Below are 13,809 nucleotides of genomic sequence, written 5' to 3'. Positions count from 1 at the left end.
CTTTTTACAATCTCAAGGCATCAATAGGTTTCATCTTTGCAGCCTTCCTTGCAGGATATATTCCGAAGAAAAGACCTATCAGCACTGAGAAGATGGCTGCGCCTATAACAGATGTAGGAGTAATGATCACATCAAATCCAATGGTTGAGCATATTATGGTAGCTGCAATGATTCCCAGAATGATACCAACAATACCACCAAGAAGTGTAAGTATGGCTGCCTCAGCCAGGAACTGAGTCATGATAGCTCCCGTGCTGGCTCCGATACTCTTTCTGATACCAATCTCCCTGGTTCTTTCCGTAACCGAAACCAGCATGATATTCATAACGCCAATACCGCCTACCACCAGAGATATTACTGATACCAGAAGAAGGAAACTCTGGGCATATCCCAGGATCTGGTTAAGCTGTTCAGAAAAGTCTGCCATGCTGTAAGCTGAAAGTGCACTGGTTCCACGAAGATTGTGCCTGTTTGTCAGTATCTCTTTTGCCTTATCCACAGACTCTGAAAGGGTGGACTGATCGTCAAAAAGCACCAGCTGATCAAATTCATCAACAGAGAAGTCAAAGTCGGCTCCCAGAGCGGTATATGGCACCTCGATCTGAGCGTAATACTCCTGCCCCTCCATAAGGAACTGGTACATCTCGTTCATATGGTCACGAAGTCCCACTACGGTGTAGGTTGCAGTCTTACCCCAGATGGTTATGTCTATCTCCCTGCCAACAGCATCTTCTGTACCAAAGATCTTCTGGGCATCATCAAGGAGCATAACGCATACTCTTTGTGAAGAATCAACCTGCTGCCTGGTAAAATACTGACCCTTAACCACTTTATTGCTAAGGGCATGCTGAAGACTTTCACTGCCTCCGGATACGCTGCAGTTAAATGCACCCTTTCTTCCGGTCACCTTGCCATACAAAGAAAAATTAGGTGACACTCCCTTGATATCCGGGAGCATATCCTCCAAAGCCATCATATCATCGTAGGTCAGCCTCTCAGAAGACTTCTTGGAGTTTATGGAGAAAACGCCATAGTTTCCGGCAATATCATTGAGCTGACCTTTAACAAAAGAGCTCATGCCGTTTCCCAGGGCTACTACCGCTATAACAGCAGCAATACCGATCACAATTCCCAGCATGGTCATCAGGGTTCGATAGCCATTACCTATTATCTGTTTAATTGCACTCTTAAAATATTCGCCAAATTTACCCATTATTTTACTGTACAGTTACAGGCATGCCTTCTGTCAAAATTGAAACATCTGATGAGATGACTTTATCACCTACTGAAAGCCCCTCAGTGATCTCAGCATCTGTACTGTTAGAAATACCTATCACAACGTCTTTTCTTGTAACCAGACCATTTTCAACCACATATACATAATCGCCTGTGGAATCAGTCTGAACATACTCATAAGGAAGTACGATGGTATCCTCCGCCTTCTGAGCATGTATCTTGTTGCTTGCTTCTACTCCAAGTATGATGTCCTTATCAGGATTTGTTACCTTGATTATGGTATCAACTACTGCAACTCCGTTGTTGTTCTTTGTAGCATTTCCGGAGATCTTATCAATTGTTCCGCTGTAGGGCTTTCCGTTAATTGTAATATCAACCTGCTCACCAACAGCAATCTTAGGAAGATCACTCTTTGAAACCTGTATTGAAACCTGTACATCATCCAGATTAGCCAAAGTCATGAGGTTCGTTCCGGCACCTACTGTTGCTCCCTCAACAACCGTCTGAGTGATAGCTGTAATAACACCGTTGAAGTCAGCCTTTACGCCTTCCTTTGCAGCCTGGATCTTGGAGATTGTATCCTCCTGGGTAAGCTGCGTGGATTCCATAGATGCCTTGGTGGAAGATGCGGTTCCGGGATTAACCTGAGCAGCCTTCGCAGAATTAAGGTGGGTCTGTTCCTCCTGAAGCGCTGTTATCTGGTTCTTCCACCCCTGGATCTCTGGGTCATTATTAAGAGCGTACTGAACATCCTGAATGGACTGCTGAACAGCCAGAGCCATCTGTCTGTTGCTGGAAGTAATGTCAGAATCATTGTTGTCGTTTTCTCTTCTATTAACATAATCGTAGTCTCCAAGACCACCGCTGGCACCATCCATAACTCCGTTTTGGTTGATGTCCTGCGCTGTCTTCTGAAGATCAGTAAGTGTACGATTCATACGGTTTGTCTTTTCCGTGATCTTCTTATTTAAAGCATCGATCTCAGCTATGATGGCATCGATCCTGTCATTGATCTGCTGGGCTGTCATGCCTTCAGCATATTTCCTGTCTGCAGCTCCTGTAGGGCTGTAAAGCGCACTATAACTTCCCTTCGCCTGCTTAATTGCAAGCTCTGCATTCTTCTCAGCAAGGTCAAGGGCATCGGTATCAAAGGTACACAGGGTGTCTCCTGTAGAAACCTTATCTCCAACCTTTACATCAAGCTGGTCAATAACAGATGAAACCTCAGCAAAATAGCTCTTTGTCTCGCCACTCTCCACAGTACCTGAGATTGAAAGAATGTTTTCAATAGTTCCCTTTGCAACCTCCTGGGTCTCAACAATCACTACTGCATTCTTTTTTGAATTGACATAGCCAAATATGGCTCCTGCTGCAACAAGTGCCAGAACAGGAATAACCACATATCTCTTCTTAAATTTCTTTTTCTTCTTTGAATCTGAAAGATCCACGTTGTCATCCTCATCGTAGATCTCCACTGAAGAGCCGGTAGTCTCTTTTATCACGTTCTGATCAGATGGAACAGCCGCTTCTGAAACCGAAGCTTTTGTATCCTGTATCTCTTTTTCCTTGTTATCAAGGTTATTGTTTTCTGCCATCAGACTTCCTCCCTTTAAATCTCATCCTTGTAATCAGGATTCATAATGTCACTTTGTATCATTCCATCGGATATGGTTATGATCCTCTTTGCCTGCTTAGCAATGCCGGGATCATGAGTGATTATTATAACAGTTCTTCCCTCGTGGTAGAGCCTTTTTATTATTCTGATTATCTCTTTTGTAGAGCCTGTGTCAAGGTTACCTGTAGGCTCATCCGCAAGAAGTATTGGAGGTGCCTGAGCTATAGCCCTTGCAATGGCAACTCTCTGCTGCTGTCCACCGGACATCTCGTTGGGCTTGTGGGACTTTCTCTTTTCCAGACCCACACTGTTGAGGGCAGCATTGGCAAGCCTCTCCCTCTCCTTCTTACCTACGCCTCTGTATATCAGCGGAAGCTCCACATTTTCAAGGGCTGTAAGTGATGGAATAAGGTTGAAGCCCTGGAAGATAAAGCCTATCTCCCTGTTCCTTACATCTGACTGCTCATCGTCTGTCATGTGAGATACATCCTGTCCGTGAAGGTAGTATTTTCCACTGGTTGGAGTGTCCAGGCAGCCTAGCATGTTCATCAAAGTTGACTTACCGGAACCTGACTGGCCAATGATAGCCACAAATTCTCCCTGACCAATGGACAAGGTGACGTGGTTTAACGCCCTTACCTCGTTTTCACCGGGATTATATATCTTACTGACATCCTTTATCTCAACAAGTTTTCTCATAACAAAACCTCAAATGGCAGCTGCTCCTTTGATAGAACGGCTGCCCAAAAGTCATTTAAATATCTAACCTTAGTTTACAGGTGGTGTATCAACTACCTGAGTCTGTGTGTAGCCATTGAAATTATCTCTTACAGCAATGTAAAGAGCTGCGAGCGCATTCTGAAGATAAGGGCTGACATAGAAGAGATTCAGTATTTCGCAGGTAAATGCTGCAAGAATGTGCCATCCAATGTATGAAAGCTCAAATACGAACCAGTTCCACTTATTGCCCTGCATCATTGCTCTTGACTTCTTAAGCACATCCACTGCTCCAAGCTCAGGCTCTTCACTTAGGATATATGGTACTAATTTGTAAGAAAATGAAAGAATAACACCCGGCACGAAGAAGCAAATGAAGCCAAGTCCGATGATAAGTCTCATAAGGAACATTGCCAGCACTGTGTTTCCATAGTTGTTCTTGAAGGCATATCCGATCTCACTGGCAGAAGCATTCTCGTACTGGTTCCTGATAAAGAACTTGTCGCAACCTACAGTAAGGGGATTGAATACCAGGATCCTGAGAAGTGCTGCAATAAGAGCTATCACACCAATAGCGCCAAGCACCACCATAAATATTGCAATTGTCTGGGGATCATCAAGGGAAATATCTGAAAATCCGGTGAAATTTGAATTTTCAAATTCCTCTTTCCATGATGATGAATTTCCTACTGATCTTCCAAGTCCTGCTGAAGCCCCAGCAAAAAGAGTAGCGATAAAGGCTACCAGCACTGAGTTCCAGTAGTTTCTCTTCATACTGATGAGACCGGTTTCTTTAACCGCTTGTCTGTTCCACATATTTTTTTCCTCCTCATAATGTTGACGAAAACGTTTAATGTTCTCTGATACATTCATTATATGATAACCGAATTTTAGGTAAAAATGCAAATATTGGCGAGTTATAACTATTTAATTCGAAAACTGTGAGAATCTGGGCACAAAAAAGGAGCCGGCCAAATCATTTGCCTGACTCCCTTTAAATGTTATAACTGCTGCCTCTCTACCAGATCGTAGAAGAATCCTTTATTCGCCATTAGTTCATCGTATTTTCCTGACTCGATGACCTTTCCTCCGTCCAGAACTATGATCCTGTCACAGTTCTTTATAGTGGAGAGTCTGTGAGCTATGACGATCCTGGTACACTTAAGGTCATCCAAAGCTGAGGATATCTGTTTCTGGGTTATGTTGTCCAACGCACTTGTGGCCTCGTCGAATATGAGGACCTTCGGCTTTGATGCAATGGCTCTGGCTATCAGGATACGCTGCCTTTGTCCTCCGGAAATTCCTCCCTGACCTTCAGAGATAATGGTGTGCATCTCCATGGGCATTGCACGAATATCATCAGCTATACCTGCCACCTCTGCTGCCTCCCAGGCTTCCTCCATGGTCAGCTTTTCCGATGCAATAGCTATGTTATGGAAGATATCCCCGTAAAAGAGCCTTGCGTCCTGGATAACAGATCCGATCTTTCGGCGAAGGGACTTAAGATCCAGCCTTGCTATGTCTTTTCCATCGAAAAATACAACGCCCTTTTCAGGCTTTTCAAATCCAAGAATAAGACGGACAAGTGTGGACTTTCCGCAGCCGGTCTTTCCTACGATTCCCACATACTCACCGGCCTTTATCTTAAGGCTAAAGTCCTCCAGAATATATGGAGTTTGCTCTGAATATCTGAAATACACCCCATCCAGTTCAACGCTACCGTTGAGCTTTGTTACCAGATCCTTCTTAAGGGTCTTTTCCGGCTCCGCATTAAGGATAGGCTCTGCCAGATCCAGCACCGGTTTTATCCTGGAAACTGACAGCGATGCAGTTGAGAGCTGTGAAAAAGCTGCAAAAAGCGCAGCGTATGCCACATTGAAAGCATAGTATTCCGACGCCGTAATATCTGAATGGATTGCCAAAGCGTAGAAAGCGAAGGTTCCGATCAAAGATACCGCTGAACTAATGACACCGTTTATTTTAAGAAAGAAGGGTGGATTATAGGCAAGAGCTGCTCCTTCAGCAAAATGGTCTGCCCACTTGGCAAATACTCTTTTCTCTGCTCCGGCAAGCTTGATCTTCTGTATTCCGTTGATTATGGAGTAGCTAAGTCCTGTCTCCTGGGCAAGAAGCTCCATTCTCTTTTTTGTTATGCCCATCTGCATAAAAGCTGCGATGGTGGACAACAAAACCGTGGTAGCAATTACTACAACAGCGGAAATCGCCAGCTCCGGTGCATAGGAATTGATATGGAAGATATATCCAAGGGATGCAAGGGATGTGATTCCAAGCACCAATACGTCATTTATCAGGATCTGGCATACAGAATTGATACTTTCAGCTCTGGATGACAGTTCACCTGCGCTGTACTCCCTGAAAAATGGCACCGGCAGGGTAAGTATCCTTTGCATTACCGCCTGCTCTACAGGGATCGTGATCTTCCACTCCACTCTTTTGGCCACAGCACTGGACAATGACGTGAACAGCCAGTTAGTAAATATGAAAACAACAATAGAAAGAGATATTGCAGCAAACAGCTGGTAATTCTTCGTTTGAAGCACCGTACCTGTCATGTATTCAGACAGTATAGGCTGGACCATGCCTATGCATACTGCAAGAACAGCCACAGCGGCATAATAGAAAATATCCATGTGACCCAGACGTTTTTTCATATAGCTCAAAAGGTCGGAAACGCCGAGCTTTTTAAGGGCCAGGGGCTCATAAAAAGCCACTGCCTCATCTTTAAAAAGTGCAGCCGTCTTTTTATTCAGGTAAACCTTTTTACCTGTCTCAGGATCTTTGTAATAATATCTGGCAAACCCAAACGGGAAAAGAGCTACCGGAAGATTCCCCTCTTTCTTGAAGCAGATGATAGGTCCAAAGCAGTCTGTAAACCAGCCCTCTTTCAGGGTAATACTGGCCTTCATCATTCCTACGGAATTGGCAGCATACTCAATCTGCTCCAATGGCTCTTTTATCCCCATGGGAATCTCAACCTTAGGGTAGTCATAGTAGCGGAGCACCTGCTCAATGGCATTCTTCATGAGTGTCCGGTCATCGGTCATTCCGATCATCTGCCCCAGGACCCTGTTAGCTATGTTTTCATAGGATCTCTTGTAGAGCTCATCATCTATTCTTTTTCTTAGTCTTATCTGTTCGTCAAACCAGCCCACTTATAAGCTCCCCTTTAGTCATTTGATACCAGCGCGCTGTAATAGCCGCCAAGGCCCAACAGTTCCTCGTGTGTTCCACGCTCCACGATGTTTCCCTTATCAAGAACTATGATCTCGTCGCAGTCCCTGATTGTAGAAAGTCTATGGGCAATTATCACAAGGGTTATTCCCCTGTCCTTTATGGCATTTACTACTTCGTACTCGGTCCTTGCATCCAGAGCGCTGGTAGCTTCATCCAGTATGACTATTGAAGGATCCATGGCAAGAACCCTGGCGATCTCCAGTCGCTGTCTTTGTCCGCCGGATAGGTCTTTTCCTCCCTCAGCGATCATATGCTGATAGCCTCCGGGTTTCTTTACTATGTCGTCGTGAATCTGGGCATCTCTGGCTGCCAGTATCATCTCGAAGTTCTCTATGGATTCGTCCCACATCTTGATGTTGTTTTCAATGGTGTCCTCAAACAGGATAATGTCCTGGTCCACCACAGCTACGGATCCGGTAAAAGAGCTTCTGTCTATCTGATCAATGGTCTTGCCATCAAAAAGGATCTGACCGCTCCAGGGTTTATAGAGTCCTGATAAAAGCTTTGAAACCGTGGATTTTCCGCATCCACTTCCGCCAACGATGGCAACTCTTTTACCCTGGGACAGGTTCAGGTTAAAGTTTTTGATAAAAGGCTCGTCAAGCCTTGAATAGCCGAAACATACGTCTTTCATGACGATATCGCCGGAGAGCTTCTCAAAGACGTGGGACATATCATCCTCTCTGTCAGCGTATTCATCAGATCTGTAGTTCATTACATCCTCAACACGCTCCATCTCAGTTCTCATCTCAAGCATAGTCTGTCCGGCATTTGTAAGAGTTTGGGCAGGTCCCATGAAAGAACCAAGAACAGCCTGGAATGCAGTGATCATACCGATGGTGAAATGCCCGTTAAACGCCAGTAAAACACCGCCGATCAGGATAGCACTATTAGCAAGGGTAGTTACCATCAGGGGAATTCCGCCAAGATAGATATCCTTACGCATGAGCTGGACTTCCTTCTCATCTACGCTTGCCTTTAGCTCCAGCCAGTTTTCATAAAAGCCGTTCTCCGCTCCGCTGGCCTTTATGGTCTCTATCATGCTGATACCGGAAAGAGTGGCAGTGGAAAGTTTTCCCCTGTCCACCATGATCCCACGGGTAACATTTATCCTGTGATCAGATACGATCTTGGATATATAGAGATTTATCATAACGGTAATGATACCAAGAATAGTAAGGGGAACAGAGAAATTTATCATAATGACCAGGTAAAAGATCATCATGATAGTGTTCAGGGCAAGAGGCGCCAGAGTATTTACAATAGTGCTGGCTATTTCTTCATTTGTGGATTGTCTCATGAGGATATCACCGGACATTCTCTGAGAGAAAAACTCCATGGGAAGACGAAGCACCTTCCACATAAAGGAGGTACTACCATTAATAGCCAGTTTTCCATCGATCTTTAGGGAATAAATAGCAGCAACCCAGGATACAGCTATCTGGACAACTGCAAGAGCAAATACTACTCCAAGAAAAACGGGATAATCCGACTTTGCTCTGGTGGTCAGAATATCATCCATGAAGAATTCGGAAATAAAGGGATTGATTACTGTAAAGCCGTAGGAGAACAGAGTTATAGCCACAGTAAAGATAACTGCTGCCTTGGCGTCCTGAAGTCTTTTCATGGCAAAGCCAAGGATACTCTTACGCTTTCCACCCTTTTCAAAGCTTTCCTCAGGTTCAAACAAAAGAGCTATTCCTGTGTAGCTCTTTTGAAACTCCTGAAAAGAAATGTAAATGGTTCCTCTGGAGGGATCATTTATGCAGACCTTGTTGCCCTTAAAACCGCAAAGGACAACAAAATGGTTATACTCCCAGTGAATAATGCAGGGGAATGTTGCACTGGTTCTTACGGCCTCCGCCGGGATCTTATATCCATTTGCAGAAAGTCCATAGTTTCTTGCTGCCTTCAGGATATTTCTCGCGTTTGATCCATCTCTGGAAACACCACAATCAAGCCTTACCTGTTCAAGGGCAATCCACCTGCCATAGTAGGCCAGGATCATGTCCAGACAGGCGGCTCCGCATTCAAGTGCCTCCATCTGCATAACCACAGGAACTTTAGCAACTCCTTTTGTTACAACTTTTGCCAATGGGTAAACCTCCCGCAAAACGCTTTATAATATTTATTTTACCTGCATTTCGTGCAATTGTCATCATTTACAGTAAAACTATATATTGTGTTTTTATCTTAAGTAATATACTATATGATGTGTAATAACTTGTTTGTATTTGAAAGGAGTTTGCCATGAAGTCACCTGCTGCTATTGCAAGTACCTATGAAACTGCCGGAGTCGCCAAGACCAAGCTTTCCTTTAGAAAGACTTTTTTACTTGGTATAATGGCCGGCGCTTTTATCGCCCTGGGCGGACTGGGAAGCCAGATTGCTTCTGTTTGTGCCCCCGATCCATCAACCGGCCGTCTTATCAGTTCAGTTGTTTTTCCAATAGGTCTTTTTATGGTCCTTATAGGAGGCGCAGAGCTCTTTACAGGCAACTGCCTTATTCTTATACCGGTCCTTTCAAAAAAAGCCACTGTGGCAGGAATGCTCAGGAACTGGCTAATTGTATATCTTGGAAATATGGTTGGAGGTCTTGCTATAGCTCTTTTAGCCAACTTCTCTCACACCTATGCATTTGCTGACGGTGCTCTTGCCCAGGCCGTTGTAAATACAGCCGTAGCAAAGAGCGGGATTTCTTTTTCCGATGGTCTCTTAAAGGGAATCCTGTGTAACATCCTGGTGTGCATGGCTGTTTGGTGTTCCTTTGGCGCAGACGAACTGGCAGGCAAGGTCCTGGCACTTTGGTTCCCTGTTATGCTCTTTATCATCGGCGGCTTTGAGCATTGCGTAGCCAACATGTACTTCATTCCTGCAGGAATGATCGCGACCTCCATTTATGGCATTTCAGCCCCATCCCTGTCCCTTCTTGGATATCTTGTAACAAACTTGATTCCCGTCACCCTGGGTAATATAATAGGGGGCAGTTTGTGCGTAGGCGCAATGTATTATCTGATATATCTTAAGGATTAAGTTTTTTATGTGAAATTATTTAAAAGAATACTAACAATGCCCCTCACGCACTGACGTGAGAGGCATTTTCTTTACCTGTTATTATGCTTACTGGATGGTGTAGCTATAATCTGCAAAATCAGCTCTAAGAGATATCTTGTGCTCACCGTTTGTCCATGTGAAGGTCATTACTGAACCTTCTGTCTGTATATCAAGCTTAGAATCAAATCCAAAGGCAGGATTGGTGTTTCTGATCTGAAGGAGTTTAAGCTGTTCTTTTACAACATCCTTCTGAAGGGCCTCCTGAATCTGGTCCATAGTAAGATTTGTTCTGTTGATCTCCTTATGTCCGCCGGCTCCGGCACGCTTTACAGCTTCGTGATCGTTCTTTCCTGCAAAGAGATCAAGATACCATACCTGTGGCTTACCGGGCATGAACATCTGAATTGCTCTTGCAAAGAGCATCTTCTTATCATCATCTCCAAGAGCACTGTAGTAGGTAGCATTTACCTGATAATACATATTCTTGGCACCATGAAGATCCTTTACAAATCCGCCTCTTCCTACGATCGTATCGATCATCTTCTGGATATCTTCCTCAGGAAGGATTCCCTTAAGATCAAGGAGCGGGATTCCGTCATGGCAGCCAAGCATGTTGACTACGCGAATTTTCTTTTCCTGGATCTCCTGGGCCCAGTTCTTAAGAACCTCTCCGTTCTTGCTCTCAATAGCATAAATAAGAAGTCCGGGAAGGAAGAAGTCGTAAGTCATGTAGCCCTTATTGGCCACTGTCTCATATATCTTCTCACTGTAGCTTGCATGAATCTCAGGAAGAAGTGAAACTCCAAACTCGTCAGCAAGCTTTTTGACCTTTTCAAGGACATCCCAGGTGTCAGGCTCATTGAGGAAGTTCTTCTTGCCAGGCTCCTTAGGAGCATAAGCAAAGGCATCCAGACGAACAATCCTTGCACCATACCCAGAAAGACTCTTAAGCGTATTTCTGTAGTGCTCCCAAACCAGGTCGGACTTTATATTAAGGTCCATCTGACCAAGATAACGTCTTCCTGACTCAAGGAGTTCTATAACAGCGTCTTTATATTTCTCATATCCCTCATAATTTATTTCCGCAGGCTTTTTCCCCTCATCAAGCTCCTTGCAGACTCTCTCAGAAAGCCTTGAAGCAGCAAGATACTGGATATCCATCTTATCCATGAGATCCTGAGCATCAGGGCGTTTATACTGAACCTCCTGATAGAAAGTATTCCAATAAGGAACATCCTTTCCATCGGGCATTCTTACCATAAGGATAGGAAGCCCTGGCTTTCTGAAGAACATATCCTTGATGTACTCTTCCTTTGGCTGAATATAACCTTCAGGGGTCATATCACCATATCCATCCCAGAACTTATTCCAGTTGATGAAGAAATCCTTGTACTTGGAGTTCTCACCATTCTTAAGAAGATCCTGGAACTGTGGTGAAAGAACTGATGCATGATTTAAGATGAAATCAAGCTTAAGATCAATTCCAAGCTCGCCAAGCTTATCAATATCCCCAGGAGCAGCCATCTCTTCGTTGATACTGTAATCAATAACTGAAAAGCCTCTGTCCAGATCCGTATTAAAAATACTTGGAAGAATATAGAAGGACTGGAAAACATCTTCAAATTCTTTTTTTGAAAGAACTGAAACAATATCAGAAAGAGTTCCACCCATGCTATCAGGGTAAGCATTCAGCATTGGTCCATTATCTACGTAATTGTTTTTCATATTTTTTACTCCGCTTTTTCGCAACAACACAATAAGTTAAAATGTTAGATTCCCATAAGTTTTTTAAACTCATCATAGCTGATGATATCACCAGCTTTTGAGATGATGATCTTTGCCTTGTGAGCCTGATCGACCAGCTTCTTCTGCTCAAGCTCAAGAACCAGCATTGTGAATGGGCTATCCAGCTTACCATCTCTGTTTCTGGATCTTCTGTGCTCTAAAGTCTCCTCAGGAGTGCTGTTTAAAAGAACCGGAACATCCACTTGACTCATGTAGTCACTATTTCCATGAGTCCACTCTACTATAAGAACATTCTTATTAGAAAGGTCTACTTCATCGTACCAAAGTGATGCTTCGTCTCTTCCCATTCTCTTAAGGTAAAGCTTATCAGCTCCATCCTTAAAGGCCTTCATTATCTGATCAACTTCTTCGAAGTCAGTTTCATTTGGAGTACCAAGGTAATCATTAAGTCCCTTTGAACCAGCCTCAAAATAGCTTCTGAACCATGTGTCAGTGTCCAGATGTGCCTTGTTTGCGTCATCTTCAGCCCTCTGAAGCTCACGGATCTTCTCGGCATTTTCAGGGTTCATGACACCTGCGTCAACCATTCCTCTGATTCCGCACTTCCTGAAAGTATGGAGTCTTTCAGCATCATTATACATAGGAATACGATGTGGGTAATTGTCACCAGACATGGTATAGCTGCCTATTCCTGCAGTTTCAAGCATATATGACAGAAGTGACGCAATCTCTGATTTACCAACTCCTGATCCTCCGCAAACTGCAACTACTGCTCTTGAATAAGGATTAGCAGACATTTTTGCCTGAAGTTCTTTTACTAATATAGGAAAAATTGTCTTCGCCTTAGCGATGTGGCTTTCGCCGATCTCTATCTTATCCCCAGGCATATCACCATGTGGTATATCCTCAGGTATTACTATAGAAGAAACAATGTCAGAAGCTTTGGAAAGTTTTTCCAGGGCATCTTTTGAAACAGTTATTTTGTTATAATTTGTGTTCATAATTCTCCTCTAAAAAATGATTTTGACAACTTATGTTCCGCCATGTTATTTTGAGACAAAAGGGACTTGTCCCGAATCTGCAAACAACATACAACAACTTTTTTTCTTTGTAAAGTCCAAGTGTAAAAAATGATAACCATTAAAGAAATCGCAAAGCAACTAAATATGAGCACTACAACGGTTTCAAATGTTATCCATGGAAAGGCCGGCGAGGTTTCCCCCGACACCAGAAGGAAGGTGGAGGAATTTCTCAAAAAGGTTGATTATGTTCCAAACATAAACGCAAGAAACCTTGCCCAGAACGAATCCAAGATCATCGGCCTGGCCCTCAAGGCAAGAGCCGACAAGTATGAAAACCTTATCATGGATCCATTCGTCTCCGTTCTTATAGGCGGTGTAGAAGAGACTATACGAAACGCCGGATATTTCATGATGCTGTACATCTCCAGTGATATAGGCGAGATTATGCGACATGTTTCAACCTGGAACGTGGACGGTCTTATCCTCTTCGGTATGCTGGATGACGACGGTATCAGGGTCAGCGAAAAATACAAAAAGCCAATCGTTTGTATAGACACCTACAGTATCGAGGGTCTTAAGCACTTCACCAACGTAGGTCTTGATGATGAACAGGGTGCCTATGATATGGCCAGCTATCTCATCTCCCAGGGTCACAGGAAAATTGCTTTCCTGTCAGATAACACCAAGGGCGTCGACCTGGCAAGGCTCAACGGATACAAGAAAGCCCTTCAGGATAACAAGATTAAATTCAAGAGCTCAGACTTTTTACAGATAAGGCCACGAACCGAGGATATCGAAGCCAGCCTTGAGGAGATCTGCTCCCGCGCAAAAGAGTTTACAGCCATAATGTGCGTATCAGATCTCTATGCAGTAACTCTCATGGCAGCTCTTGAAGACAGAGGAATCTCTGTTCCCGAGGATATTTCCATCGTTGGTTTCGACGACAATATGCTGGGGCAGCTCCACAGGCCAGCTCTTACCACCGTACATCAGGATGTAAAATCCAAGGGTATCACTTCTGCTGACACTTTGCTAAAGCAGCTATCCGGCAAAAAGACCCCCAACCAGATCAAACTGCCAACACATCTGGTAATCCGTGACACAGTAAGAAACATAAACAAAAACTGATATACTACTTGCCGAAAAAACAGAGCACTAATTCGG

The 13,809-nt window shown here is 43.9% G+C and carries 10 protein-coding genes; 2 read left to right on the top strand and 8 right to left on the bottom strand.

From position 1 onward, the window contains the following. Positions 1-4: 4 nt before the first annotated feature. The 6 genes from BO18_RS11455 to BO18_RS11430 form a co-directional block, all read right to left on the bottom strand. On the bottom strand, positions 5-1,213 hold the full coding sequence (locus BO18_RS11455) for an ABC transporter permease (RefSeq protein WP_034446325.1): 1,209 nt from the start codon (positions 1,211-1,213) through the stop codon (positions 5-7). Positions 1,214-1,217: 4 nt separating this feature from the next. After that, positions 1,218-2,831, bottom strand: a complete 1,614-nt coding sequence (locus BO18_RS11450) for an efflux RND transporter periplasmic adaptor subunit (RefSeq protein ID WP_034446324.1) — start codon at positions 2,829-2,831, stop codon at positions 1,218-1,220. A 14-nt stretch (positions 2,832-2,845) separates the two neighbouring features. Beyond that, positions 2,846-3,550: an ABC transporter ATP-binding protein gene (locus BO18_RS11445; RefSeq protein ID WP_034446322.1), complete on the bottom strand. Its 705-nt coding sequence runs from the start codon at positions 3,548-3,550 to the stop codon at positions 2,846-2,848. A gap of 69 nt (positions 3,551-3,619) precedes the next feature. Beyond that, the gene (locus BO18_RS11440) at positions 3,620-4,384 is read right to left on the bottom strand and encodes a DUF975 family protein (protein ID WP_051688670.1); all 765 of its coding nucleotides are present in this window, start codon (positions 4,382-4,384) and stop codon (positions 3,620-3,622) included. Between the two features lie 185 nt (positions 4,385-4,569). Further along, positions 4,570-6,741 (bottom strand): ATP-binding cassette domain-containing protein, encoded by a 2,172-nt coding sequence (locus tag BO18_RS11435; RefSeq protein WP_034446321.1) that lies wholly within the window; start codon positions 6,739-6,741, stop codon positions 4,570-4,572. A 14-nt stretch (positions 6,742-6,755) separates the two neighbouring features. Next, on the bottom strand, positions 6,756-8,918 hold the full coding sequence (locus tag BO18_RS11430) for an NHLP family bacteriocin export ABC transporter peptidase/permease/ATPase subunit (protein ID WP_255350926.1): 2,163 nt from the start codon (positions 8,916-8,918) through the stop codon (positions 6,756-6,758). Positions 8,919-9,073: 155 nt separating this feature from the next. Here BO18_RS11430 and BO18_RS11425 point away from each other — a divergent pair, with 155 nt between their 5' ends. Continuing rightward, positions 9,074-9,856 carry a formate/nitrite transporter family protein gene (locus BO18_RS11425; RefSeq protein ID WP_034446320.1) on the top strand — a complete coding sequence of 261 codons (783 nt, stop codon included), beginning with the start codon at positions 9,074-9,076 and terminating at the stop codon, positions 9,854-9,856. Between the two features lie 87 nt (positions 9,857-9,943). Here the strand turns inward: BO18_RS11425 and BO18_RS11420 are convergent, their stop codons facing one another. Together BO18_RS11420 and BO18_RS11415 are read right to left on the bottom strand one after the other, a co-directional pair. After that, a complete protein-coding gene (locus BO18_RS11420; RefSeq protein ID WP_034446319.1) occupies positions 9,944-11,602 on the bottom strand; it encodes a glycosidase in 1,659 nt (552 codons plus the stop codon). Positions 11,603-11,646: 44 nt separating this feature from the next. Continuing rightward, positions 11,647-12,624, bottom strand: coding sequence for an adenylylsulfate kinase (locus tag BO18_RS11415; RefSeq protein WP_081860993.1), 978 nt, complete (start codon positions 12,622-12,624; stop codon positions 11,647-11,649). Between the two features lie 129 nt (positions 12,625-12,753). Here BO18_RS11415 and BO18_RS11410 point away from each other — a divergent pair, with 129 nt between their 5' ends. After that, positions 12,754-13,773 carry a LacI family DNA-binding transcriptional regulator gene (locus BO18_RS11410; RefSeq protein WP_034446318.1) on the top strand — a complete coding sequence of 340 codons (1,020 nt, stop codon included), beginning with the start codon at positions 12,754-12,756 and terminating at the stop codon, positions 13,771-13,773. Positions 13,774-13,809: the final 36 nt, after the last annotated feature.

The organism is Butyrivibrio sp. AE2032 (assembly GCF_000702965.1).
This window is presented reverse-complemented; position numbering and strand designations above follow the sequence as displayed.